Origin of the sequence: Streptomyces sp. NPDC002701 (assembly GCF_042889045.1) — a bacterium.
GTDB lineage: Bacteria > Actinomycetota > Actinomycetes > Streptomycetales > Streptomycetaceae > Streptomyces.
In genome coordinates this window covers 370,681-396,469 of sequence record NZ_JBIAQL010000001.1, presented here as the reverse complement: position 1 = coordinate 396,469, position 25,789 = coordinate 370,681, and the positions used below count along the sequence as shown (strand labels likewise).

The following is a 25,789-nucleotide window of genomic DNA, read 5'->3' as shown; positions in this document are numbered from 1 at the left end:
CCCGCGTCCGGTGGACCACCTTGTGGTCCACCGGACGCGGGTCGGGGAGTGTGTGTCGGGTGCGGCCCGGTGGGGGTTGTTCGCGCAGTTCCCCGCGCCCCTGAAAAAGTCGGCCGCGCCCCGGGCCTGAAAGAGTCGGCCGTGCCCCTGGGCTGAAAGAGTCGGCCGTGCCCCTGGGCTGAAGGATTCAGCCGTGGCCCGGGGACCTGAAAGACTCGGCCGTGCTCCGGGGGCCTGGAAGAGTCGGCCGTGGCTCGCGCCCCTGGAAACTTAGGCCGTGCCCTGGGACTTCGAGGCGGCTGCGAGTTTCTTTGTGACGTCCAGTGTGTCGGTGGCGGGCGGGGCCTCGATGTCCGCCTCCGTGCCGAAGTCGGTGAACTTGAGCGTCGTGGTGCTGGTGACCGTCTGGCTCTTCTGGCCCTCACCCGTCTGGGGGCGCAGCGTGAGCTTGATGGTCTCCTGGCGCAGGCGGCCCTCGTCGTCGAGCCACATCTCCAGCGGCAGCGTCGAGGTGCCCAGCTGCTTCTCCAGCTGGTCGGCCTTCGCCCGGTCGCCCTTGGCCAGATCCTGCACGGCGACCTTGACGCGGTAGTGCGTGGTGCGGGTCCCGTCGATCGTCTCCGTGCCGACCTTCGTGACATCGCGGTCGGTCACGCCCTTGGTGAACCCGAAGGACTCGGCCGGGTCGTTGACCTGCCCGTTCGAGCCGTTCAGCCGGGACGGGTCGATCTTCATCCACGTCTTGCCCTTGGGCATCTCCAACTGGGCGCGCTGCTCGGCGGGCGCCTTCTGGTAGACGACGCCGTCGAGGACCCGCTGCTCGATCTTCTGGCCCTGGGACGTCATCGTCATGGTGCTGTCGCCGTCCTCCAGGTCCATCACCCCCGTGCCCCGCACGGTCACCGACTTGCCGGCCGCGGTCGCCTCGGTGGCGAGGGTCATCTTCGCCGTGTCCGCCGCGGTCGTCTTCTGGTGGGCGGCCCGTACCACCTGGGACTCGGACGCGCCCTTGGTCGAGGACGCCCCCTTCGCCGCGCCCTTCGACTTCCCGTCGCCGCCGTCGCCGCCGTCCGAACAGGCGGACACCCCCGCGGTGAGCACCAGTACGGTGGCGACTCCCAGAACACGCTTCGCTGCCATCAGCACATTCCCCCTCAACTCGGTCCAAAGTCGGTCCACTTGACTCGAACCCGAGTTCCCCGTCCTTTACGGAACACTCCTCCGCGCCCAAATCCACCGCCCCTGACGGCCGACCGCCCGGCCGTCAGGGGCGGCGCACCTCGTAGAGGAAGCAGCCGTACTCGACGGCCCTGACGTGCACCAGCGCCACCTCCGGCTCGGCGAAGGTCTCCGCGAGAGCCGCGTCCAGCGCCTCGTCGGCCGCCTCCGGGATCTCCAGGAACCGTCCGCCGAGGAGGTGACCGTCGGCGGAGTAGCGGCGCAGGACGCGCAGCGCGCCGGGCCGGGCGAAGGGGTACGTGGCGGGGCCGGCAGGGGCGGTGGAGTCCGGGCTCGGCTCCGGGCCCGGACACTCCTCGGCGTGCAGGAAGACCGGTCCCTGTTTGTCGTACGCGCCGGGCCGCGCGCCCGTCTGCGCGGCCCAGCGCCGCAGGGGCGCGTAGGAGACGAGGGCGACGCGCTCCCCCGGTTCGCTCCTCCTGAGGCAGCAGCGGAGCGGGGCGCCGCCCTCGGTGTCCACGACGGGCACACACGGGCGCCCGGCGTCGTCCCGCTCGCGGAGTTCCTGCGCCACCCGGGGCTCGACGGCACGTACGTGAGGGGAACGGACGTGCCGGGGACGTGTGTGCCGGGGACGTGCGTGCTGGCTGGTCATGGCTCCAGGGTGGCCCCGCGCCCGGCCCGGACACCGGCGGTAAACGGACATCGCACTCCCGCAGCCGCCGTGGAAGGATGACGCAACTGACACATGACGAGGAGATGACCGCGTGCCTGGCACAAACCTGACCCGCGAAGAGGCGCAGCAGCGGGCCGAGCTGCTCACCGTTGACTCGTACGAGATCGATCTCGACCTCTCCGGCGCGCAGGAGGGAGGGACCTACCGGTCGGTGACCACGGTCCGCTTCGACTCGGCCGAGACCGGCGTCGAGTCCTTCATCGACCTGGTGGCTCCGGCCGTCCACGAAGTCGTCCTCAACGGTGACTCCCTCGACCCCGCCGAGGTCTTCAAGGACTCGCGGATCGCACTCCCGGGCATCCTGGACGGGCGCAACGTCCTGCGGGTCGTGGCCGACTGCGCGTACACGAACACGGGCGAGGGGCTGCACCGGTTCGTCGACCCGGTCGACCAGCAGGCGTACCTCTACACGCAGTTCGAGGTGCCGGACGCGCGGCGGGTCTTCGCCAGCTTCGAGCAGCCCGACCTGAAGGCGACCTTCCGGTTCACCGTGAAGGCGCCGCCCGGCTGGACCGTCATCTCCAACTCGCCGACGCCGGAACCCAAGGACGACGTCTGGGAGTTCGAGCCGACGCCCCGCATCTCCTCGTACATCACGGCGCTGGTCGTCGGCCCGTACCACTCGGTGCACAGCGTGTACGAGAAGGACGGGCAGAGCGTGCCGCTGGGCATCTACTGCCGGCCCTCGCTCGCCGAGTTCCTCGACTCGGACGCCATCTTCGAGGTCACGCGGCAGGGCTTCGAGTGGTTCCAGGAGAAGTTCGACTACGCGTACCCGTTCAAGAAGTACGACCAGCTGTTCGTACCGGAGTTCAACGCGGGCGCGATGGAGAACGCGGGCGCGGTGACCATCCGCGACCAGTACGTCTTCCGGTCGAAGGTGACGGACGCGGCGTACGAGGTGCGGGCGGAGACCATCCTGCACGAGCTGGCCCACATGTGGTTCGGCGACCTCGTGACCATGGAGTGGTGGAACGACCTGTGGCTCAACGAGTCCTTCGCCACCTACACCTCGATCGCCTGCCAGGCGTACGCGCCGGGCTCCCGCTGGCCGCACTCCTGGACCACCTTCGCCAACTCCATGAAGACCTGGGCGTACCGGCAGGACCAGCTGCCCTCCACGCACCCGATCATGGCGGAGATCAACGACCTCGACGACGTGCTCGTCAACTTCGACGGCATCACGTACGCCAAGGGCGCCAGCGTCCTCAAGCAGCTCGTCGCGTACGTCGGTGAGGACGAGTTCTTCCGGGGCGTACAGGCGTACTTCAAGGCGCACGCGTACGGCAACACCCGGCTGTCCGACCTGCTCGGCGCCCTGGAGGAGACCAGCGGGCGCGACCTGGGCACCTGGTCGCAGAAGTGGCTGCAGACCGCGGGCATCAACATCCTGCGCCCGGAGATCGAGACGGACTCGAACGGGGTCATCACCTCGTTCGCGATCCGTCAGGAGGCCCCGGCCCTGCCCGCCGGCGCCAAGGGCGAGCCCACGCTGCGCCCGCACCGGATCGCGGTCGGCCTGTACGACCTGGACGGCGCGGCGGGCGAGGACGGCGGCGGCAAGCTGGTGCGCGGCGAGCGCCTCGAACTGGACGTGGACGGCGAACTGACCGAGGTGCCCGGGCTGGTGGGCAAGCGCCGCCCGGCCGTGGTCCTCCTCAACGACGACGACCTCTCGTACGCGAAGGTCCGTCTCGACGAGCAGTCCCTCGCCTTCGTCACCGGGCACCTCGGCGACTTCGAGGCGTCCCTGCCCCGCGCCCTGTGCTGGGCCTCGGCCTGGGACATGACCCGCGACGCCGAACTGGCCACCCGCGACTACCTCTCGCTCGTCCTCTCCGGGATCGGCAAGGAGTCGGACATCGGTGTCGTGCAGTCGCTGCAGCGGCAGGTGAAGACGGCCGTCGAGCTGTACGCCGACCCGAACGCCCGCGAGGCGCTGCTGACCCGCTGGACGGACGCCACGCTGGCCCACCTGCGGTCCTCCGCGGCGGGCAGCGACCATCAGCTCGCCTGGGCGCGGGCCTTCGCGGCGACCGCCCGGACGCCCGAGCAGCTGGACCTCCTGGAGGGCCTGCTCGACGGCCGGGAGAGCATCGAGGGCCTGGCCGTCGACACCGAGCTGCGCTGGGGGTTCGTGCAGCGGCTCGCGGCGGTGGGGCGCTTCGACGACGCCGAGATCGCGGGCGAGTACGAGCGGGACAGGACCGCCGCCGGTGAGCGTCACGCGGCGACCGCCCGGGCCGCCCGGCCGACCGAGGAGGCGAAGGCGGAGGCATGGGCGTCCGTCGTCGAGTCCGACAAGCTGCCGAACGCCCTTCAGGAGGCCGTCATCGGCGGTTTCGTGCAGACCGGCCAGCGCGAACTGCTCGCGCCCTACACGGACAGGTACTTCGCGGCGGTCAAGGACGTCTGGGACTCGCGCTCGCACGAGATGGCCCAGCAGATCGCGGTCGGTCTCTACCCGGCGGTGCAGGTCGACGCGGACACCCTCGCCAGGACGGACGAGTGGCTGGCCTCGGCCGAGCCGAGCCCGGCGCTGCGGCGGCTGATCTCGGAGTCCCGCTCCGGGGTCGAGCGCGCGCTCAGGGCGCAGGCGGCGGACGCGGCGGCGTCCGCGGCCTCGTAGCCGTCCCGGTCACGGTCGTACGCGAAGGGGAGGGGCTCCCGGCGTCTGCCGGGCGCCCCTCCAAGCGGGTCCGTGCGTTCACGGGTCCGTGCGGGTCCGGTGGGGGCTGGGCGCGCCGTTCCCCGCGCCCCTACGGGACGCGAGCGTCCCGTAGGGGCGCCAGAACACGTCGAGGGCACCGTCCTCGCGCCCGTACGACCTCGGTCGTGTACGGGGGCGAGGACGGTGCCCTCGAAACAGAATCCGGCGGGGACCGGGGTCAGGACGTGGCGCGGACCTGGTCCTTGCCCTGCATCTTGCCCTGACCCTTGCCGCCCGGCTTGAGCCGCGGCTGCCGGTCCGTCGAGCCGTCCAGCACCCAGACCAGGCCGGCGATCAGCAGGAACAACCCGATCGGAGCCACGACGTAGAGGCCCAGCGTCTCGACGACGCTCAGCTTCTGCGCGGGGTCGTCGCCGTCGTCGGGCGTCAGCGCGAGCGCGGGGGACGACATCAGCAGCATCATCAGCGTCGTACCGGCAGCCAGGGCGCCGGCGCGCAGGGCGTTCTTCATGTCCACGGTGCAAACGTAGCGAACTCCCGTCACGGCCGCGCGGCCGGGGGTGCCGTACGGGACCGCGGTGGTGCCGTACGGCACCCGTGAGGTGCCGTACGGGGCCTTGCGCCTCATGCGGGAGGCCCGGGTTCGCCGGCCGTCGTGCGGCCTTCGCGCACCACCTCCATGAGGGCGTGCAGCCGGGGTGAGGCGGCGAGGTCCTCCAGGGTGACGGGGCGTCCCTCGGCGTCGGCGACGGGCAGGCGCCAGTTCGGGTACTGGTCCCAGGTGCCCGGCAGGTTCTGCGGGCGGCGGTCGCCGACGGCGTCCGGCAGCCAGACGCCCACGAGGCGGGCGGGGGTACGCAGCAGGAAGCGGTGCACGGCCTGGATCTCGGCCTCCTCCGACGGCTCCGAGACCCCGCCGGCCCCGCCCTGGAGCAGTCCGAGCCGGGCGAGCAGCGCCAGCCACTCCCCCACGTCCGCGGCGGCCTCGGCCCGCTCCTCCCCCACGGGGCGGGACAACAGGCCCAGCCGGTCGCGGAGTTCGACATGGTCGCCGGTGAGCCGGGAGGCGGTGGGCGGCAGGTCGTGGGTGGTGGCGGTGGCGAGGCAGTCGGCGCGCCAGCTCTCGGGCGGCAGTGGCAGCCCCGTGCCGTCCCAGTCGCGTTCGAACCAGAGGACGGAGGTGCCCAGCACACCGTGCTCCTGGAGCGCCTCCCGCACCCCGGGCTCGACGGTGCCGAGGTCCTCGCCGATCACCAGGGCCCCGGCGCGGGAGGCTTCCAGGGCGAGGACGGCGAGCATGGCCTCGGCGTCGTAGCGGACGTACGTGCCCTCGGTGGCGGGCCGGCCCTGCGGGATCCACCAGAGGCGGAACAGGCCCATGACGTGGTCGATACGGAGGGCGCCCGCGTACCGGAAGAGGGCGCGCAGGAGGCGGCGGTACGGGGCGTAGCCGGACTCGGCGAGGCGGTCGGGGCGCCAGGGCGGCAGCCCCCAGCCCTGCCCCTGCACGCTGAACGCGTCCGGGGGCGCGCCCACCGACATGCCGGCCGCGAAGTACTCCTGCTGCGCCCAGGCGTCGGCGCCCTCGGGGTGGACCCCCACGGCGAGGTCGTGCACGAGCCCCACGGCCATACCGGCGTCACGGGCGCTGCGCTGGGCGGCGGAGAGCTGGGCGTCCGTCAGCCAGGCGAGCCGGCTGTGGAAGTCGACGCGGTCCATCAACTCGGCGCGGGCGCGGGCGGTTTCGGCCGAGCGCGGGTCGCGCAGGCCGGACGGCCACTGCGTCCAGTCGGAGCCGTACACCTCCGCGAGCGCGTACCAGGTCGCGTGGTCCTCCAGTGCCTCGCCCTCCTCGGCGAGGAAGTCGCAGTACGCGGCGCGGCGGCCGGGCCCGAGCGGCACGTCGCGTACGAGTTCGAGGGCCTCGCGCTTCAGCTCCCACACGGCGTCGCGGTCGATCAGCGCGTCCTTCTCGAGCACGGACTCGCGCAGCCTGCGGGCCCGTTCCAGAATCCCCAGGAGGCGTTCGCGGTCGCCTTCGTCGACGTACGCGAACTCGGGGATGTCCTCGACGCGCAGGTGGACGGGGTCGGGGTAGCGGCGCGAGGAGGGCCGGTACGGGGAGGGGTCGGTGGGCGCGCCAGGTACGGCCGCGTGCATCGGGTTGACCTGGACGAACCCGGCGCCGAGGGCGCGTCCCGCCCAGGCGGTCAGCTCCGCGAGGTCCCCGAGGTCGCCCATGCCCCAGGAGCGGCGGGAGAGCAGCGAGTAGACCTGCACGAGCAGCCCGTACGTACGTTCGGGGGGTGTGGGCAGTTCCTTCGGGGCCACGACGAGGTGGGCCCGCGCGGTGCGTCCGTCGGGGGCTGCGGCCTCCACCTCGTGCACCCCGAGCGGCAGCCGCTCCAGGGAGTCACGGGTCTCCCCCTGCTCGGTCCGGACGCTCAGCCGGGTCCCCGGGGGGAGCGCGGCGAGGACGGACCCGAGGGAGGAGTCGGCGAACCCCGCGTCCGAGACGGCGGGCCCGCCTCCGGCAGCCGCCCCACCACCCCCGGCCGCGGCCCCCGGCCCCCGGTCACCGGCCACGCCCCCGGGCCCACTCCCGCCGGCCACACCCCTTCCGTCACTCCCGTGGCCGACACCGAGGGCGACGTCGGCGCCGGTGCCGGTGCCGGTGCCGGTGCCAACGACACCAGGTCCGCCGTCGGCGCCGGGCTCGGCACCGATGCCGGGCTCGGCGTCAGTGCCGGGATCAGAATCGGGACGGGGACCGGCATCGAGAGCGGGGCCAGGACCGGGATCGGGATCGGCGTCGAGACCGGGGTCGGGATCGCGGCCTGTCCCGGTACCAGGGCCGGGACCGCCACCAGGACCGTGTTCGGGGTCGGGGTCGGGGTCGGGGTCGGACCAGTGCACGACCGTCGGCGGCAGCAACCGCTCGCGGAGTTCCGTCTCGCGCGCGGCGAGCGAGTCTCGGACGGCGTCCGGCGTCCCCGCGGCGACACCCAGCGCGGCGAGCGCGGCGACGACCGCCGCGTCGGAGGCCGCGACCGTGCGGTCGGGGGACGGGCTGTAGGACGTGGCGACGCCGTACAGCGCGGCGAGCCGGGAGAGCGGCATCAGACCCCCGATGGGTCCAGGCCCGCGGCGGCACCCGTGGAAGTGGGCTCGCTCGTCAGGGGCGCGGCGTCGGCAAGAGGAGGTTCGCTGGTGAGAGGTGCGGCATCGGGCAGCGGCGGCTCACTGGTGAGCGGCGTCTCGGCGCAGGAACCCTCGGCGCTGAAGATGCAGTGGAGCGGGTGGAGACCGGGGTCGGCGGGCACGTCCGCCGGACGTTTGGAGAGGGCCGAGAGCAGAAGCTGTGCCGATGCGGCCACGGGGGCCTCCTTGGTGGTCGTGCGGGCGGGTCAGGCAGCCCCTACCCAACGGGCGGGCCCGCAGACGTGACAGCCCGGACTACGTGCGCCGGTTCACATTCTGTCCCGGCCGCCCGCGATCACCAAGAGTGCCGACACCGAGCCCCTGCGCGACCGGCTCGTGCGAACGGTCCGCGGAGCATGATCCGGGCCTCGCTGCCGAGGATGCCCAGGGTGCCGAGCAGGAGCGCGCGAGGGGCAAGACGAAGGCCCGGGTCGTCAGGCGGAAATGCCGTCGATCCGGGCCATCGCGTCCTCCGCTCCGTACGGCTGCAGGTAGGGCAGCCAGCGCGGATCCCGGTGCCCGGTGCCGATGATGCGCCACGCGAGCCCCGTCGGCGGGGCCGGTTTGTGGCGCAGGCGCCAGCCGATCTCGACCAGGTGGCGGTCGGCCTTGACGTGGTTGCAGCGGCGGCAGGACGCCACCACGTTGTCCCAGACGTGCTGACCCCCGCGGCTGCGCGGGATGACGTGGTCGACGCTGGTTGCGACGCCACCGCAGTACATGCACCGGCCGCCGTCCCGGGCGAACAGCGCCCGGCGGGTCAGCGGGACGGGCCCCCGGTAAGGGACCCGCACGAACCTCTTCAGCCGGACCACGCTGGGCGCGGGGACAGTGACGGTCGCGCTGTGCATGAAGGCGCCGGATTCCTCGAGAGAAACGGCCTTGTTCTCGAGGACGAGGACGAGCGCGCGGCGGAGCGGTACGACGCCGAGGGGCTCGTACGACGCGTTGAGGACCAGGACATGCGGCACGGATGGCCTCCTTGTACGCCGGCGGCGCGTGGCTCGCGCCGGGACGATCTGTAGTCAGTCTCCCCTCATGCCTGGTGGAAGCGCCACCATGTCCCGGTAACGGGCTGGGAGTGTTTTCGACCACATCTTCTTCCTCCCCAGGTGAGCACAGTCTCTCCCCCGAACATTGCAACGATCCGCACACGGTGCCCCGTTAGTGTGGTGTTTCCGCCCGTCGGCACTTCACCCGACTTCACCCGATGCCCTTGCCGCGGGCGGGCCGCTACGCCTGGAGGTACCTGCCGTGTTCTTGTCCGTCCTGTCGGCCGCCGATCCCACCGAGGAACCGACGCCGCCATCGCTCCAGGACGCCCAGGAAAGTGCGACCAACGCCGCCAGCTGGGTGGAGCAGAACTGGTCCACCTGGCTCAGCATCGGACTGCGGGTGCTGCTCATCGTGGTCATCGCCGTGGCGCTGAGAATCGCCGTGCGGCGGACCATCACGCAGTTCATCGACCGGATGAACCGCACGGCGCAGGCGGTCGACGGAACGGCGCTGGGCGGCCTGCTGGTCAACGTCGAGCGTCGCCGCCAGCGCTCCCAGGCCATCGGTTCGGTACTGCGTTCGGTCGCGTCCTTCCTGATCGTGGGCACGGCGGCGCTGATGGTCCTGGGCACGTTCCAGATCAACCTGGCCCCGCTGCTGGCCTCCGCGGGCGTGGCGGGCGTGGCGATCGGTTTCGGCGCCCGCAACCTCGTGACGGACTTCCTCTCCGGCGTCTTCATGATCCTGGAGGACCAGTACGGGGTGGGCGACACGGTCGACGCGGGCGTGGCCTCCGGCGAGGTCATCGAGGTGGGCCTCAGGGTCACCAAGCTCCGGGGCGACAACGGCGAGATCTGGTACGTCCGCAACGGCGAGGTCAAGCGCATCGGCAACCTCTCCCAGGGCTGGGCCACGGCCGGCGTCGACGTCACGGTCCGCTCGGACGAGAACCTCGACCGCGTCCGCACGGTGCTCGCCGAGGTGGGCGAGGCGATGAGCAAGGACGAGCCCTGGAACGAGCGCCTGTGGGGCCCGATAGAGGTCCTGGGCCTCGACAGCGTCCTCCTGGACTCCATGGTCGTCCGCGTCAGCGCCAAGACGATGCCCGGCAAGGCCCTCTCGGTGGAACGCGAACTGCGCTGGCGCATCAAGCTGGCCTTCGACCGGGCCGGTATCCGCATCGTGGGCAACCCCCCGCTCCAGCCGGACGGCGAACCGGCCGCCGACCCGACGGCCGGCATGGCGCCCCCGTCGGCCTACGCCAACACCTCCTCTCCCCAGTCCCAGTCGGCGTCCCCGATAGCGCCGCCGCCGGCGGTCGTCCCGTCCAATGTGACGAAGTAGCCGCGAGACCTTTTTCATACGCGTTCACGTTCACCCGTGTGGGCGGCCCGGAAGACTCCGGGCCGCCCACACGCGTTCGCCGCCCCCACGCGTTCGCCGCCCGCACGTGGCGCGTCGGTAACGACTGCGTTGCCGCGGGCGCGACCCGTTGACGGCTCCCCCGCCTCCGGCCTACCTTCCTCCCATCAACAGGAAAGTTTCCTAACAATGCCGTCCCGGTGGACCGACCGGGCGGCGTCCTGGGAAGCTGGGCAGCCGAAAGGCAGGTGGCGTCCGTCATGGCAGGAACGGCAGGAACCTCCGGCACGCCGGGCACCCCGCGTGTGCTGCGCGCCATGAACGACCGCGCCGCGCTCGACCTGCTCCTGGAGCACGGCCCGCTGTCCCGGACCCGGATCGGCAAGCTGACCGGGCTGTCGAAGCCGACCGCCTCCCAGCTGCTCGCCCGGCTGGAGGCGGCGGGGCTCGTCGTCGTCACCGGGACGAGTGAAGGGCGGCCCGGACCCAACGCCCAGCTGTACGCGGTGAACCCGGTCGCCGCGTACGCCGCCGGGCTCGACGTGACGCCCGAGCGGATCCTCGCCGCCGTCGCCGACGTGACGGGACGGACGGTGGGCTCGTACGAACTGCCCACCCCCGGCCGGCGCGCGGCCCACACCGTCGTACGGCAGGTCACCGACGCCCTCGACGGCGCGGTGAAGGCCGCGGGGCTGACCCGCGCCGACGTCCGGCGGCTGGTCATCGGCACCCCGGGCGCCTTCGACCCGAACACCGGACGCCTGCGCTACGCCTCCCACCTGCCCGGCTGGCACTCCCCCGCGCTCCTCGACGAACTCGCGGCGGCGCTGCCGATGCCCGTCGAGTACGAGAACGACGTCAACCTCGCCGCCGTCGCGGAACAGCGGCTCGGCGCGGCCCGGGGCCACGAGGACTTCGTCCTGCTGTGGAACGAGGGCGGCCTCGGCGCGGCCCTCGTGCTCGGCGGACGGCTGCACCGCGGCTGGACCGGTGGCGCGGGCGAGGTCGGCTTCCTGCCGGTGCCCGGCGCGCCCCTGGTCCGGCAGGTCACCAAGGCCAACAGCGGTGGCTACCAGGAGCTGGCCGGCTCCCAGGCCATCCCGAAGCTCGCCCGCGACCTCGGTATCCGGCCCATACCGACCGGGCCCTACACCGAGGTCGCCGCCGCCCTGGTGGAGCAGGCGGCGGAGATCGACGCGGGCGCCCACCGGGAGCTGCTGCAGACGTACGCGACCGGGCTCGCCACCGGTCTCGCCTCGCTCGTCTCCGTCCTCGACCCCGAACTCGTCGTCCTCAGCGGCGCCTCGCTCAGCAGGGGCGGCGAACCCCTGCGCGCGCTGGTGCAGGCCGAGCTGGAGGAGCTGGCCGCGTCCCGGCCGCGCCTCGTCGTCGGGGACGTCCGTGAACAGCCCGTGCTGCGCGGCGCGTTGGAGAGCGCGCTGGCGGCCACCCGTGACGAGGTCTTCGACACCTCGGCCCACTGACTCCGCCCGGACCTCCGCCCGGACCCGCGACTCCACCCGCCTCCCGCTCGACCCCCGCCCGTCCCGCCCCGCCCCAGGGAGACCTCACCATGCCCGGAATATCCAGAAAAGCGGCTTCCGTACTCGCCGTCTCCGCCTCCGTCGCCCTCCTCGCCACCGGCTGTACCGGCTCGTCCGGCTCCGGTGCCACGGACGACCCGGACGCCGACACCACCATCACGTTCTGGCACGGCTGGAGCGCGCCCGCCGAGGTGAAGGCGGTCCAGGAGAACGTCGACCGCTTCGAGAGGGCACACCCCAACATCAAGGTGAAGGTCGTCGGCAACATCAACGACGACAAGCTCAACCAGGCGCTGCGTGCGGGCGGTTCGAAGGGCCCGGACGTCGTGTCGTCGTTCACCACGTCCAACATCGGCAAGTTCTGCTCGTCCGGCGCCTTCGCCGATCTCGCGCCCTTCATCGAGAAGTCGAAGCTCGACCTCGCCGAGATCATCCCGAAGCCGATGCTGGAGTACACCCAGTTCGAGGGCACCCGCTGCGCGCTGCCGCTGCTGGGCGACGCGTACGGCCTGTACTACAACAAGGACGCCTTCGAGAAGGCCGGCATCAAGGCGCCGCCGAAGACCTGGTCGCAGTTCGCGAAGGACGCGAAGAAGCTGACGAAGGCCAAGGGCGACTCGTACGAGCAACTGGGCTTCATGCCGAACTACCACGGCTACGAGACCGTGGTGGACCACTACATGTCGCAGTGGGACCACGCCTACTTCGACCAGGACGGAAAGTCGAACATCGCGAAGGACCCCGCCTTCGCCGAGATGTTCACGTACCAGAAGAAGCTCGTCGACGACCTCGGCGGCTTCCGGAAGCTGGAGAGGTACCGCAACACCTTCGGTGACGAGTGGGGCGCCAAGCACCCCTTCCACACCGGCCAGGTGGCGATGCAGCTCGACGGCGAGTGGCGGCTCGGCATGGCCAAGGACGCGGGGGCGGAGTTCGAGATCGGTACCGCCCCGATGCCCGTCGCCGACGACGAGGCGGACGAGTACGGCAAGGGCTTCCTCTCCGGCACGGTCATGGGCATCGCCCCGCAGAGCGAGAAGCAGAACGCGGCCTGGGAACTGATGAAGTACATGACGACCGACACGGAGGCCGTCGTCTCGTTCGCCAACGCCATCCGCAACGTGCCGTCCACGTTCGACGCGCTGAAGTCGCCCGACCTGAAGGTCGAACCCGGTTTCAGGACCTTCCTCGACATCGCGCAGCACCCGCAGTCCAACACCCCGCCGGCCTCCGTCAACGGCTCGACCTACCAGACGACCCTCCAGGACTTCGGCTTCCAGTACGAGTCCGGCAGGGCGAAGGATCTGAAGGCCGGTCTGGCGAGGACCGCCGAGCAGATCGACCGCGACATCGAGCAGGCGAAGTAGCGCCCCATGTCCACACTCCCCGCGTCCCCCGCCACCCCGACTCTGGGAACCAGACGCCGGAGACAGGCCCTGCGCACGGCCGCCTTCATGTCGCCCTGGCTGATCGGCTTCAGCGTCTTCTTCGCGTACCCGCTGATCTCGACCGTGTACTTCTCCTTCATGAAGTACGACGGCTTCGGCGTACCCGAGTTCAGGGGGCTCGGCAACTGGAGCTATGTCTTCCACGACTACCCCATGTTCTGGCCGGCGCTGCGCAACACCCTGTGGCTGGTGCTCGTCATGGTCACCTTCCGGGTCGTCTTCGGCCTGGGGATCGGTCTGCTGATCACGAAGATCAGGACCGGCACGGGTGTGTTCCGCACGCTGTTCTACCTGCCCTACCTCGCGCCGCCCGTCGCCGCCACGCTGGCCTTCGTTTTCCTGCTCAACCCGGGTACGGGGCCGGTCGACTCGGTGCTGGGCGACCTCGGTCTGCCGACGCCGGGCTGGTTCACGGACGCCACCTGGTCCAAGCCCGCGCTCACCATGCTGGCCCTGTGGGGCGTCGGCGACCTGATGGTCATCTTCATGGCCGCGCTGCTCGACGTACCGAAGGAGCAGTACGAGGCCGCCGAGCTGGACGGGACGTCGGCCTGGCAGCGGTTCCGGTTCGTGACGCTGCCGAACATCTCGCCGATCGTGATGTTCGCGGTGGTCACGGGAGTGATCCAGACGATGCAGTACTACACGCAGCCGCTGGTCGCGGGGAAGGTCGCCTCCGGGGTCATCGGCGGCTCCGGGCAGCAGTTCGAGCCGGGCTACCCCGACAAGTCGACGCTCACCCTGCCCCAGCTCGTCTACAACCTCGGCTTCCAGCGGTTCGACTACGGCTCCGCGTGCGTGGTCGCGCTGGTGCTGTTCGCGCTGTCCATGGCGTTCACGGCGGTCCTGCTGCGGCGCCGGGGCGGCCTCGTCCAGGCAGGTGACTGACCATGACGCAGACGACCGACACCCAAGTGCTCGGCAAGAAGCCGGAGCTGGAGTCCCCGAAGCCGACCGTCACACCCGCCGAGCGCACCGCCCGCCGCAGGGCGCTCCTGGAGTGGATCGCCGTGCACGCGCTCGGGGTCGCCGCCGCGCTGTTCTTCGTGCTGCCCTTCGTGTTCGTCGTCCTGACCTCGCTGATGAGCGACGACCAGACACTCACCAGGGACCTGGTCCCGGACACCTGGGAGTGGGGCAACTACACGAAGGTGTTCGACACCCCCGGCTTCCTGACCTGGTGGCGCAACACCCTCCTGTACGCGGGCGCCGGCACCGCGCTGACGGTCGCGTCCTCGATCCCGGTGGCGTACGCGCTCGCCAAGTTCCGCTTCCGCGGCCGGAACCTGTCGCTGATGCTGGTCATCTCGATGATGATGCTGCCGCCGCAGGTCGTCGTCATCCCGATGTACCTGTTCTGGGCGAAGCAGCTGGATCTGTCCGGCACGCTGTGGCCGCTGATCGTCCCGATGGCGTTCGGGGACGCGTTCTCCATCTTCCTGCTGCGGCAGTTTCTGATGACGATCCCGGACGAGTACCTCGACGCGGCGAAGGTCGACGGCTGCGGGGACCTGAAGACCCTCCTCAGGGTCGTCCTGCCGATGGCGAAACCGGGCATCGCGGCCGTCGCGCTCTTCCAGTTCTTCTACGCCTGGAACGACTACTTCGGGCCGCAGATCTACGCGTCCGAGAACCCCGGCGCCTGGACCCTGAGCTACGGCCTGGAATCCTTCAAGGGCGCGCACCACACCGACTGGAACCTGACGATGGCCGCGACCGTCCTGGTCATGGCCCCCGTGATCGTCGTGTTCTTCTTCGCACAGAAGGCGTTCGTCGAGGGCGTCACGCTCACCGGAGTGAAAGGCTGACATGAAACTCGCAGTTGTGGGCGGGGGTTCCACCTACACCCCCGAACTCGTCGACGGGTTCGCCCGCTTGCGGGACACGCTCCCCGTCGGGGAACTGGTCCTCGTCGACCCGGCCCTCGACCGTCTCGAGCTCGTCGGCGGGCTCGCCCGGCGGATCTTCGCCAGGCAGGGACACCCGGGACGCGTCACGACGACCGACGACCTCGACGCGGGCGTCGACGGCGCCGACGCCGTGCTGCTCCAGCTCCGGGTGGGCGGCCAGGCGGCCCGCAACGAGGACGAGACCTGGCCGCTGGAGTGCGGCTGCGTGGGCCAGGAGACGACCGGCGCGGGCGGCCTCGCCAAGGCGCTGCGTACGGTCCCGGTGGTGCTGGACATCGCCGAGCGCGTCCGGCGGGCCAACCCGGACGCCTGGATCATCGACTTCACCAACCCCGTCGGCATCGTGACCCGCGCCCTCCTCCAGGCCGGTCACAGGGCGGTCGGGCTGTGCAACGTGGCGATCGGATTCCAGCGGAAGTTCGCCGGGCTGCTGGGGGTCGCCGCCACCGACGTGCACCTGGACCATGTGGGCCTCAACCACCTCACCTGGGAAACCCATGTGCGACTCGGCGGCCCCGAGGGGGAGGACGTCCTTCCGAAACTGCTCGCCGAGCACGGGGACGCCCTCGCCGGCGACCTGCGCCTGCCGCGCGGCCTCCTCGACCGCCTGGGGGTCGTCCCGTCCTACTACCTGCGTTACTTCTACGCGCACGACGAGGTCGTACGGGAGCTGGGGACGAAGCCCTCGCGGGCCGCGGAGGTGGCGGAGATGGAGCGGGAGCTGCTGGCGATGTACGGCGACCCGGCGCTCGACGAGAAGCCGGCGCTGCTGGCCAAGCGGGGCGGCGCGTACTACTCGGAGGCCGCCGTCGACCTCGCCGCGTCCCTGCTGGGCGGGGGCGGCAGCCCGTACCAGGTGGTGAACACGGCCAACCGGGGGACGCTGCCGTTCCTGCCCGCCGACGCGGTGATCGAGGTGCAGGCGGCGGTCGGGCACGGCGGGGCGGCCCCGCTGCCGGTGGCGCCGGTGGACCCGCTGTTCGCGGGGCTGATGGCGAACGTCACCGCGTACGAGGACCTGGCCCTGGAGGCCGCGCTGCGCGGGGGGCGCGAGAGGGTGTTCCGGGCGCTGCTCGCGCACCCCCTGGTCGGTCAGTACGCGCTCGCCGACGGCCTCACCGACCGGCTGATCGCGCACAACCGGGAGCACCTCGCGTGGGCGTGACCGCACCTGATCCCGCCTCCGTCGGCACAAAGACTGGCGGAACCGTCCCCACCGTCGGCGCGGGGGACGGCAGAACCGTCCTCGCCGTGGACGCGGGGAACAGCAAGACCGACGTGGCGGTCGTGGCGGCCGACGGGAGTGTGCTGGCCACGGCGCGCGGCGGCGGGTTCCAGCCGCCCGTGGTCGGTGTCCGGCAGGCGGTGGACCGGCTCGCGGAGGCGGTGGACCGGGCCTTCGCCGCGGCCGGCGTCAGCTCCGTCGGCCATGTCTCGGCCTGCCTCGCCAACGCCGATCTGCCGGTCGAGGAGCGGCAGTTGACGGAGGCTCTGCACGCGCGCGCGTGGGGCACGACCGTGGAGGTCCGCAACGACACCTTCGCGATCCTGCGGGCCGGTGTCGAGGAGCCGCGGGGCGTCGCCGTGGTGTGCGGCGCGGGCATCAACTGCGTGGGCATGCGGCCCGACGGCCGGGTCGCCCGCTTCCCCGCGCTCGGCCGGGTCTCCGGTGACTGGGGCGGCGGCTCGGGACTCGCCGAGGAGGCGCTGTGGCACGCGGCGCGGGCCGAGGACGGGCGGGGCCCCGCGACCGAACTGGCCCGCGCCCTGCCCGCGCACTTCGCCCTCCCCACGATGTACGCGCTGATCGAGGCCCTGCACCTGCGTGAGATCGACGAGGTACGGCGCCACGAGCTGGCGCCGGTCCTGTTCGCCACCGCCGCGGCCGGCGACCCGGTCGCCCGCGCGCTCGTCGACCGGCTGGCCGACGAGGTCGTGACCATGGCGGTCGTCGCCCTGACCAGGCTCGACCTGCTGGACGAGGAGGCGCCGGTGCTGCTCGGCGGCGGCGTCCTGGCCGCCCGGCACCCCCAGCTCGACGACCGCGTACGGGAGTTGCTGGCCGAGCGTGCCCCGAAGGCCGTGCCCCGGGTCGTCACCGCCCGGCCGGTCCTCGGGTCCGCGCTCCTCGGGCTCGACCACGTGGCAGCCCCGGCCCGGGCGCACGCCCGCGTGCGGGAGTTTTACGACAGGGCCTGAGCACACCGGGAACCGAACAGTTCGAGTTGGCGTATTCATGAGCAGGGGTGGTGCGGGATCTTCGCCGGGGCGCAATCCGTACAAGATCGAGTCAAGGCTGGTGCGGATACCCGTCCCGGCGGCGATACTTGCGGCCGTGGCGTCTCTTCCCGTGCTTCCTGGAGCCGGGCGGGGGTGACCGGCGATGACCATGGGGGAGGTCAGGTGACACGTCAGCAGCAGGGCACCGCGGCGCCACCGGGAGCACCGGCGAGCACGCCGCCCGCGGTCCCGCCGCAGGTTCCGCCGCCGGGGCCGCGGAACCCGGATGTGCCCGACCCCGTGCCCCCGCGGCGCACGGCGTGGGCGGAGGGCGTCGACCGGCTGCGGGCCGCGGCGACCACCGAGCCGGGACGGCTGCGCATCATCGGCGCCGCTCTCGCCGTCCTCGTCGTCGCGTTCGGGGCGGTCACCGCCTGGGAGATGACGGAACGTTCGACCGCGGCGGACGACGTGCTGCACAGCAGCCAGCCGCTGAGCGCCGACGCGGCGGACATCTACCGCTCCCTCGCCGACGCCAACACGGCCGCGTCCAGCGGCTTCCTCGCGGGCGGCCAGGAGACCGCCAGGTCCCGCGAGGGGTACGAGGAGAACATCAGCCTGGCCGCGGACAAGCTGGTGACGGCCGCGGCCAACTCCCGGCCCGGGTCCACCTCGGCGAAGACCATCACCGAGCTCAACAAGATGCTCCCGGAGTACAAGGGCCTGGTCGAGCGGGCCCGCGCCAACAACCGCCAGGGCTATCCCCTCGGGGGCGCCTACCTGCGCTACGCGAACTCCAAGATGCAGGTGATGCTGGAGGACGCCGAGCGGCTCTACAAGGTGGAGAACGAGCGGCTGCGTTCCGACTACGACGACGCGACGCCCTACCCGTGGATCGCGATCGGCGCGGGTGTCGTCGCCATCGGCGCTCTCGTGTGGGCCCAGCGCCGCAACTACCGCCGGACGAACCGCGTGCTGAACCACGGCATGGCCGCCGCCACGGCCGCCACCACGGTCGTCCTGCTCTGGCTGGTCGTCGGGCACACCGTCGCGCGCGCCGGGCTGAACGACTCGTACGACCACGGGGTCCGTTCGCTGAACACGCTGAACGACGCCCGGATCGCCTCGATCAAGGCACGCGCCAACGAGAACCTCACCCTGGTCTCCCGCGGTGCGGAGACCAGGGAAGTGGGCACGGGCGCCGACAAGAGGACCGTGGACGCGTACGACTACGACTTCCAGCGGCAGATGAAGGACCTCACCGTGAAACTGGCCGCCGCCGAGGACCTCGCCGACGACAGCGCGGGCGTGCGGCCGGTCGAGGCCGCGACGGGCAACATGGAGGTCTGGAAGGAACGCCACCGGGAAGCCCGCGACGAGGACAGGCTGGGCAACTACCAGGCGGCGCTCGACAAGGTGATCGGCACCCCCGACAAGGAGCCGACCGGCGAGTGCTTCGAGAGCGTGGACAAGAACCTCGCGCTCGCGCTCACGCACGAGCGGGCCGAGTTCCGGCGGGCGGCCGGTGACGGCCGGAGCGCGATGGACGGCCTCGTGGTGGGCGCCGCGCTGCTCGGGGTGCTGGCCGCGGCCGGCGCGGTCCTCGGTATCGGACGCAGGCTTTCGGAGTACCGGTGAGAGGGGGCATGACGATGAACGCACGGCGTTTGCGAGCCAGCCTGAAGGGCTGGGGCGGGGTGGGTGCCATGGCGGTCGTCTGTGCCCTGGCGGCGGTCTTCGCCCTGCTGCTGCCGGTGGCCCAGTCGCGCGAGGACGACGCCTCGGACCGTGCCGGGCGGGGCGTGGCCCGTGGGGAGCAGACCGCGGACGAGGACTGCCCCGCTCCGCAGGACCAGAGCCTGGCGCCGGACTCCGGCACCCGGAACGGCGCGGCGGTGCGGAAGATCGTCGAGCGTGGCTCCCTGATCGTCGGCGTCGACCAGAACAGCTACCGCTGGGGTTACCGCGATCCGAACAGCGCGTCGAAGAAGGCCGATCTGGAGGGCTTCGACATCGACCTCGCGCGCGCGATCGCCAAGGACATCCTCGGCGACGAGAAGAAGATCACCTTCCGTGCCGTCCCGACCATCGAACGCGTTCCGGCGATCCAGCGGGGCGAGGTCGACATGGTGGTGCGCACCATGTCGATCAGCTGCACCCGGCTGGACCAGGTGGCGTTCTCCTCGCCCTACTTCAAGACCGGCCAGCAGGTGCTCGCGCCGAAGGGATCCGCGATCACCGGGTACGACGGGTCGCTGGCGAAGAAGAGGATCTGCGCGGCGAAGGGCTCCACGGCACTGGAGGCACTGGAGAAGGGCAGGGCCGACGGGACACTCGCCGCGTCCGCCGACTTCGAGGAGCACACCGTGCCGAACCAGCTCGACTGTCTGGTGCGGCTGCAGCTCGGCGAGGTCGACGCCGTCGTCACCGACGGCGCCCTCGCCGCGAGCCAGGCCGCCCAGGACCCGACGGTCCAGCTCAAGGGCGAGCCGTTCACCGAGGAGTACTACGGCGTCGCGATGAAGAAGACCGGCGCCGACGACCTGATCCGCCGGGTCAACGCGATACTGGTGGACTACCGCAAGGACAAGTGGCAGGCGTCATACGGCGAGTGGCTCCGCGGGACGCTCGGCAAGTCCGGCGGGCCGCCGCCGGTCACCTACAAGTAGTCACGCACGAGTAGGCGTGACGTTCCGGCAGTTCCGGCAGTTTCGCTCCGAGACGGACAAGCAGCGCAGGCAACACGAGACGAGGGGTGATCGATGGGCGTCGCGGGACCATCCGGGCCGGTACTGGACCGGGACGAGGTGGACCGTGCGCTGTCGCGGCTCGGCGCGGAGCACGAGGCCATCGAGACCTCGCTCCTCGCCCTGCAGGACCACGCGGGCCGCAGACTCCTCGAAGGCGCCGAGCTCACGGGCACCACCAAGGAACGCTGGGAGACCGCCGAGGCGTCGATCACCCTGCTCTGGACGTACTTCGACGCGTACGCGGACGCGCTGCGCTCCGCGCGGCAGATCCGCTCCCGCCGGCGCTGGTCGAGCCGCGACGACCTCGTGGAACTGACGGAACTCCTGCGCGGCGAGAGCGTCACGGTGGCCGGCGGCACCTCCGCCACGGCGGCCGCCCCCACGATGGCGGGCACGGGCAGGCTCAGCGAGCGCTTCACCCTCGCCGAACTCGTCGAGCGGATGAACGAGTTGTACGCGTCCTCGCTGGACATGGTCGTCGCGGCCGACGCGGTGTGGTCGGCGCTGCCCGCCCGGATCGACCTGCTGGCCGCGGAGTTGCAGCGCACCCGCCGGCTCGCGCACTCCGTGGGCGTACGGCCCGGTGAACACCCCTCGGGGGACGACCTGGAGCGGATCACCCGCACGCTGACGGCCCTGCGCGAGCAGGTGGTGTCCGACCCGCTGGCCTTCTGGACACCCGCGCAGGGCAGTTCGGCGCCGGGCGGCGGACGTCCGGACACGACCCGCTACGACCGGGAGGCGCGCGCCCTGGAAGAGGTGCGCCGCGAGATCGACGCCGTGCTGACCGTGCGGCAGGACGCGGAGGCGCGGCTGGTGCGGCTGCGGGACGTGCTGAGCCGCGCGGACCGCACGCTGGCCGAGGCGAGGAGCGCGCGTGGCGAAGTACTGGCGAAGATCGCCGCGTCCGAGGTGCCCGCGGTGAGCGGCCCGCCGACCGCGCTGCAGGAGCAGCTGGCGATGGCCTCCGAGTACCGCAGGCACGCGCAGTGGCACCGCCTCTCGCCGCTCCTGGAGTCCCTGGAGGAGAAGGCCGAGGACGAACTGCTGCGGGCCCGCGAGTCGTTGACGGCGGTCACCGCGCCGCTCGCGGTCCGTGCGGAGCTGCGCGGCCGGCTCGACGCGTACAAGGCGAAGGTCGCGCGGCACGGCTTCGCCGAGGACCCGCTGCTCGTCGAGCGGTACGACGCGGCGCGCCGCATGCTGTGGAGCGCGCCCTGCGATCTGCGGGTGGCGGAACAGGCGGTGCTGCGCTACCAGCAGGCGGCGGCCGAACTGCTGGTGCCGAGGGTCCCCGGCCACGGGGGACCACAGGACCGGAGGGGGGAGTCATGAGTCAGCCGGACGAGAAGCAGCAGAGCCGACAGAGTCAGCAGAGCCTACAGAAACCGTGCCAGCGGCCCGGTTGCACGGGGTCGTACGAGGACATGGGCGGCGGTGAGCTGTACTGCGACACCTGCGGTCTGGCGCCGGTCGTCTCGCCGACCGGCATGGTCGGCTCACCGCCGACCGGGATCACGGCGGGCGGCAAGGGCTCGCGGGGTTCGGGCAGCGGCAGTTCGCGCTCCAGCTCCCGCGCCTCCTCCCGCTCGTCGTCGCGGTCGGCGCAGTCCCGGCGTTCGGTGTCGGGCCGTCTCTCGCGCTCCGTCTCGGGGCGGTCGACGGGCCGCTCGGTGTCGGTGCGCAGCTCCGGCTCGGCGGCCGGCACCACGGCCCGCGGCCGGCTCGGGGTGGGTCTCGTACAGGTCCCGGGCGTACCGCGGCCCGACCCGCGCGCCATGGTGCAGGAGAACCCCGAGGTCCCGGAGCGGAAGCGATTCTGCTCGCGCTCCGACTGCGGTGCGCCGGTGGGACGTTCGCGCGGTGAGCGTGCCGGACGCACGGAGGGGTTCTGCACCAAGTGCGGCCACCCGTACTCGTTCGTGCCGAAACTGCAGACCGGCGACATCGTGCACGGCCAGTACGAGGTCGTGGGCTGTCTCGCGCACGGCGGGCTCGGCTGGGTCTACCTCGCCGTCGACCGGGCGGTGTCCGACCGCTGGGTGGTCCTCAAGGGCCTCCTCGACACGGGCGACCAGGACGCCATGGCCGCGGCGATCTCGGAGCGGCGCTTCCTCGCCGAGATCGAGCACGCGAACATCGTGCGGATCTACAACTTCGTGGAGCACCTCGACCAGCGCACCGGTTCCCTCGACGGCTACATCGTCATGGAGTACGTCGGCGGCAAGTCCCTCAAGGAGATCGCCAACGGCCGCCGCGACGCGCTGGGCAAGCGCGACCCGCTGCCGGTCGAGCAGGCGTGCGCGTACGGCATCGAGGCGCTGGAGGCGCTCGGGCACCTGCACAGCCGCAACCTCCTGTACTGCGACTTCAAGGTCGACAACGCGATACAGACCGAGGACCAGCTCAAGCTGATCGACATGGGCGCCGTGCGCAGGATGGACGACGACGAGTCGGCCATCTACGGCACGGTCGGCTACCAGGCCCCCGAGGTCGCCGACGCCGGCCCCTCGGTCGCCTCCGACCTCTACACCGTCGCCCGCACGCTGGCGGTGCTGACCTTCGACTTCCAGGGCTACACGAACGTGTTCGTGGACTCCCTGCCCGACCCGGACAACATCGAGGTCTTCCGCACCTACGAGTCGTTCTACCGGCTGCTCGTGCGGGCCACCGACCCCGATCCGGCGCGCCGGTTCGCCTCCGCGCAGGAGATGGCCGAGCAGCTCACGGGGGTGCTGCGCGAGGTCGTCGCCGTGCAGACGGGACGGGCGCGCCCCTCGCTGTCCACCTTGTTCGGACCCGAACTGCGGGTGACGGACACGGAGTTGTTCGGCGCCCTGGAAGGGGACGTGTCGCGGCTCGGGGTCCGGACCGTGCCCGTGCGGGAGAAGAGATCCGCACCGGCGCTGCCGGCCGGCTCGAACGGTCACCCGGCGGCCCCGGCCGTCCCGGCCGCCCTCGTCAAGCCGCTCGACACCGCGGCCGCCGGACTCGCGCTGCCGGTCCCCCACGTCGACCCCGGCGACCCGAACGCCGGATTCCTGGCGGGGCTCATGACATCGGCGCCCGCGGAGCTGATCACGGCGCTGCGCACCGCGCCCGCCGGCTCCCTGGAGCTGCGGCTGCGGGAGCTGCGGGCCCGGCTGGAGATGGGCGAGAGCGACCTCGCGACCAGGACGCTCGAAGCCCTGGAGGCGGACCATCCCGACGACTGGCGGGTGGTCTGGTACCGGGGCGTGGCGGCGCTGGCGACCGGCGACCACGAGGTCGCGGCGGTGTCCTTCGACGCGATCTACGACGCCTTCCCCGGGGAGCCCGCGCCCAAGCTGGCCCTCGGCCTGTGCGCGGAGGTCCTCGGACAGCTGGACAACGCCGCCGAGTACTACCGGCTGGTGTGGACGACCGACCCGAGCTATGTGAGCAGCGCGTTCGGGCTGGCCCGCGTCCAGCTCGCGGCGGGCGACAGGACCGGTGCCGTACGGACGCTGGAGTCGGTGCCTGAGGCGTCGATCCACTACACGGCGGCGCGGGTCGCCGCCGTGCGGGCCCGGCTGCGGCAGCGGCTGGCGGGGGTTGCGCCGCCCGCCCCGGGAGCGCCGGGCGCGTCGGTGCCCCAGCAGGGGCCGGCCGGGGCGGGGCTTCCCGGGACGCCGTTCCTGGACGACCTGACCTCGGCCGCGGCCCAGGTCGAGGCCCTGCGCGCGTACGGCCTGGACCCGGTGCGCCGCGAGCAGTTGTCCACAGAGGTCCTTGGCTGCGCCCTGGACTGGGTACTCTCCGGTATCCAGGGTTCCGCCCCACCGGCCACCGGTGCGCGGACCGTACTGCTCGGCAGCGACCTGGACGAGCGGGGCCTGCGTTTCGGTCTGGAGCGTTCGTACCGGACACTGGCCCGGCTCGCCACAGGTGGCGAGGAGAGGATCGAACTGGTGGAGCGCGCCAACCGCTACCGCCCCCGGACGTGGGTGTAATTCATGTCGCAGATGCCCCAACTGGCCGCCTGCCCCAGCTGTGAGGAACCGCTGGAGTCGGGAGACCGCTTCTGCGGTGCGTGCGGGTACGACCTGTCGGCCGTACCCGCGCCGCCGGACGACCACCCCACGATCACCATGAACGGCTCGGCGCCGCGGCCCCCGTCGGCCGCGGCGGCCGTGGACTGGCCGGTCGCGCCCGAACCGGCCGGTTCGGACACACCGGCGGCCATGGTCCTGCCGACGGACCTGGAGGGCCGGGAGTCGGGCGGTTCCGAGAGCCCCGGCGTACGGTTCGACCGGCCGGCCCAGCCGGTCGCGGCGCCGTATGCGGGACCGACGGCCTCGGCACCCCCCGCGCCGCCCGCCCGTGCGGCGGCTCACGCACATGCGCAGCCGCCGCCCCCCGGACGGGCGCCCGAGCCGCCACACGCCTCGCCGCACGTCTCGGTGCCGGCGTCGCACACTCCGGTGCCCGTGTCGCCGCACTCCTCGTCGCACGCGTCGGCCGGCACGTCGGCGGACGCCTCCGCCTGGGGGCCGGGCGGCTCCCCGGCCGGTGCGGCGGCCGGTGCGGCGGCCGGTGCGGCGGCCGGTGCGGCGGCCGGCCCGCCGAAGGAGGCGCCGGCCCGTGCCGGGGCGGAGCCCGACGAGTACCCGCTCGCCGCGCCGCTGCCGCCCGAGGTACCGCCGGCCGATCCGCGGACGGCCGGCCCCGCGACGCCCCCCGCGGGCCTGAAGGTCTGCGTGGCGTGCCGGGCGGGCCAGGTCGACCGGGACGGCTACTGCGAGAACTGCGGGCACGCGCAGCCGCGTGAGCGCGACCACATGGAACAGGAACTGGACGCGGTCGCCGCGGTCAGTGACCGCGGGCTGCGCCACCACCGCAACGAGGACGCCTTCACCGTGTCCTCGACCACGCTCTCCGACGGCTCCCCCGCGGTCGTCGCCATCGTCTGCGACGGCGTCTCCTCGGCGACCCGTCCCGACGAGGCGTCCCTGGCCGCCTCCCGCGCGGCCATCGAGTCGCTCCTGGCGGTCCTGCCCCGCGGCACCCACCCGCAGCAGGCCATGCACGACGCGATCCTCGCGGCCTCCGAGGCGGTCAACTCCCTGGCGGACCGCACCCCGGCAGCCCACGAGCACCAGCCGCACGTCAACGCCCCGGCCTGCACCATCGTCGGCGCCGTCGTCACCCCCAGCCTGCTGATCATCGGCTGGGTCGGCGACAGCCGCGCCTACTGGGTGCCCGTGGACCGCTCCGCACCGCCGGCCCGGCTCACCGAGGACGACTCCTGGGCGGCCCAGATGGTCGCCGCGGGCCTGATGAGCGAGGCGGAGGCGTACGCGGACGACCGCGCCCACGCCATCACGGGCTGGCTCGGGGCCGACGCGTACGAACTGGAGCCGCACACCGCCTCCTTCAAGCCCGACCGGCCGGGTGTGGTGGTGGTGTGCACCGACGGGCTGTGGAACTACGCGGAGGGCGCGGAGGAGATGGCCGAGGTCATCCCGCCCGACGCGGCGGACCGGCCGCTGCACAGCGCCCAGGTCCTGGTGGGCCACGCCCTGGACGGCGGGGGCCACGACAACGTAACAGTGGCCGTCCTTCCGTTCCCGGCACCGCCGCAGGGGGCAGGATCGGCCTGAGAGGCCCAAGCGGTACGAAACGGTAGAGACGGCAGAGACGGCAGAGGCGACAGGAACGTCAGGGACCGTGACGGCCTCGGGCGGCCAGGGCCGGAGGGGACCGGTCCGCCTACCGACATCGCCCACGACCTGTGGGAGTCCTGAGGGGGAG

At 72.2% G+C, this 25,789-nt stretch carries 19 protein-coding genes; 13 read left to right on the top strand and 6 right to left on the bottom strand.

Features of this window, described 5'->3' with window-relative positions; all coding sequences use genetic code 11:
- Positions 1 to 270: 270 nt before the first annotated feature.
- Positions 271 to 1,140: a hypothetical protein gene (locus ACFYXC_RS01675; RefSeq protein WP_389545628.1), complete on the bottom strand. Its 870-nt coding sequence runs from the start codon at positions 1,138 to 1,140 to the stop codon at positions 271 to 273.
- A 124-nt stretch (positions 1,141 to 1,264) separates the two neighbouring features.
- Positions 1,265 to 1,834 carry a DUF1203 domain-containing protein gene (locus ACFYXC_RS01670; RefSeq protein WP_389545626.1) on the bottom strand — a complete coding sequence of 190 codons (570 nt, stop codon included), beginning with the start codon at positions 1,832 to 1,834 and terminating at the stop codon, positions 1,265 to 1,267.
- 112 nt (positions 1,835 to 1,946) lie between these two features.
- Between ACFYXC_RS01670 and pepN the strand changes: the two genes are divergently transcribed.
- Entirely contained in the window at positions 1,947 to 4,544 is a 2,598-nt protein-coding gene (gene pepN / locus ACFYXC_RS01665; RefSeq protein ID WP_389545623.1) for an aminopeptidase N, read from the top strand.
- Positions 4,545 to 4,803: 259 nt separating this feature from the next.
- Here the strand turns inward: pepN and ACFYXC_RS01660 are convergent, their stop codons facing one another.
- The 4 genes from ACFYXC_RS01660 to ACFYXC_RS01645 all read right to left on the bottom strand — a co-directional run bounded on the left by ACFYXC_RS01660 (position 4,804) and on the right by ACFYXC_RS01645 (position 8,758).
- A complete protein-coding gene (locus tag ACFYXC_RS01660; protein WP_388909140.1) occupies positions 4,804 to 5,103 on the bottom strand; it encodes a hypothetical protein in 300 nt (99 codons plus the stop codon).
- Positions 5,104 to 5,210: 107 nt separating this feature from the next.
- Positions 5,211 to 7,706, bottom strand: coding sequence for a 4-alpha-glucanotransferase (gene malQ / locus ACFYXC_RS01655; protein WP_389545620.1), 2,496 nt, complete (start codon positions 7,704 to 7,706; stop codon positions 5,211 to 5,213).
- Complete coding sequence (locus ACFYXC_RS01650) at positions 7,706 to 7,963, bottom strand: hypothetical protein (RefSeq protein WP_389545617.1); 258 nt, start codon at positions 7,961 to 7,963, stop codon at positions 7,706 to 7,708. Before ACFYXC_RS01650 ends, malQ begins: the two co-directional genes overlap by 1 nt.
- Before the next feature lie 258 nt (positions 7,964 to 8,221).
- Entirely contained in the window at positions 8,222 to 8,758 is a 537-nt protein-coding gene (locus ACFYXC_RS01645; RefSeq protein WP_388908986.1) for an HNH endonuclease, read from the bottom strand.
- Positions 8,759 to 9,041: 283 nt separating this feature from the next.
- Here ACFYXC_RS01645 and ACFYXC_RS01640 point away from each other — a divergent pair, with 283 nt between their 5' ends.
- The 12 genes from ACFYXC_RS01640 (at position 9,042) to ACFYXC_RS01585 (ending at position 25,638) form a co-directional block, all read left to right on the top strand.
- Positions 9,042 to 10,127 carry a mechanosensitive ion channel family protein gene (locus tag ACFYXC_RS01640; protein WP_389545614.1) on the top strand — a complete coding sequence of 362 codons (1,086 nt, stop codon included), beginning with the start codon at positions 9,042 to 9,044 and terminating at the stop codon, positions 10,125 to 10,127.
- A gap of 278 nt (positions 10,128 to 10,405) precedes the next feature.
- Positions 10,406 to 11,629: an ROK family protein gene (locus ACFYXC_RS01635; protein ID WP_389545611.1), complete on the top strand. Its 1,224-nt coding sequence runs from the start codon at positions 10,406 to 10,408 to the stop codon at positions 11,627 to 11,629.
- 89 nt (positions 11,630 to 11,718) lie between these two features.
- Entirely contained in the window at positions 11,719 to 13,056 is a 1,338-nt protein-coding gene (locus tag ACFYXC_RS01630; protein ID WP_389545608.1) for an ABC transporter substrate-binding protein, read from the top strand.
- A gap of 6 nt (positions 13,057 to 13,062) precedes the next feature.
- Positions 13,063 to 14,025: a carbohydrate ABC transporter permease gene (locus ACFYXC_RS01625; RefSeq protein ID WP_389545605.1), complete on the top strand. Its 963-nt coding sequence runs from the start codon at positions 13,063 to 13,065 to the stop codon at positions 14,023 to 14,025.
- Between the two features lie 2 nt (positions 14,026 to 14,027).
- Positions 14,028 to 14,945 (top strand): carbohydrate ABC transporter permease, encoded by a 918-nt coding sequence (locus ACFYXC_RS01620; protein WP_389545602.1) that lies wholly within the window; start codon positions 14,028 to 14,030, stop codon positions 14,943 to 14,945.
- Between the two features lies 1 nt (position 14,946).
- Positions 14,947 to 16,212, top strand: a complete 1,266-nt coding sequence (locus tag ACFYXC_RS01615; RefSeq protein ID WP_389545599.1) for a 6-phospho-beta-glucosidase — start codon at positions 14,947 to 14,949, stop codon at positions 16,210 to 16,212.
- 86 nt (positions 16,213 to 16,298) lie between these two features.
- Complete coding sequence (locus ACFYXC_RS01610) at positions 16,299 to 17,246, top strand: N-acetylglucosamine kinase (RefSeq protein WP_389546740.1); 948 nt, start codon at positions 16,299 to 16,301, stop codon at positions 17,244 to 17,246.
- Between the two features lie 204 nt (positions 17,247 to 17,450).
- Entirely contained in the window at positions 17,451 to 18,905 is a 1,455-nt protein-coding gene (locus tag ACFYXC_RS01605; RefSeq protein WP_389545596.1) for a hypothetical protein, read from the top strand.
- A gap of 14 nt (positions 18,906 to 18,919) precedes the next feature.
- On the top strand, positions 18,920 to 19,936 hold the full coding sequence (locus ACFYXC_RS01600; protein WP_389545593.1) for a glutamate ABC transporter substrate-binding protein: 1,017 nt from the start codon (positions 18,920 to 18,922) through the stop codon (positions 19,934 to 19,936).
- Between the two features lie 93 nt (positions 19,937 to 20,029).
- Complete coding sequence (locus tag ACFYXC_RS01595) at positions 20,030 to 21,352, top strand: hypothetical protein (RefSeq protein ID WP_389545590.1); 1,323 nt, start codon at positions 20,030 to 20,032, stop codon at positions 21,350 to 21,352.
- Positions 21,349 to 23,988, top strand: a complete 2,640-nt coding sequence (locus ACFYXC_RS01590; RefSeq protein ID WP_389545587.1) for a tetratricopeptide repeat protein — start codon at positions 21,349 to 21,351, stop codon at positions 23,986 to 23,988. Before ACFYXC_RS01595 ends, ACFYXC_RS01590 begins: the two co-directional genes overlap by 4 nt.
- A gap of 3 nt (positions 23,989 to 23,991) precedes the next feature.
- Positions 23,992 to 25,638, top strand: coding sequence for a PP2C family serine/threonine-protein phosphatase (locus tag ACFYXC_RS01585; protein WP_389545584.1), 1,647 nt, complete (start codon positions 23,992 to 23,994; stop codon positions 25,636 to 25,638).
- The last annotated feature ends 151 nt before the right edge of the window (positions 25,639 to 25,789 follow it).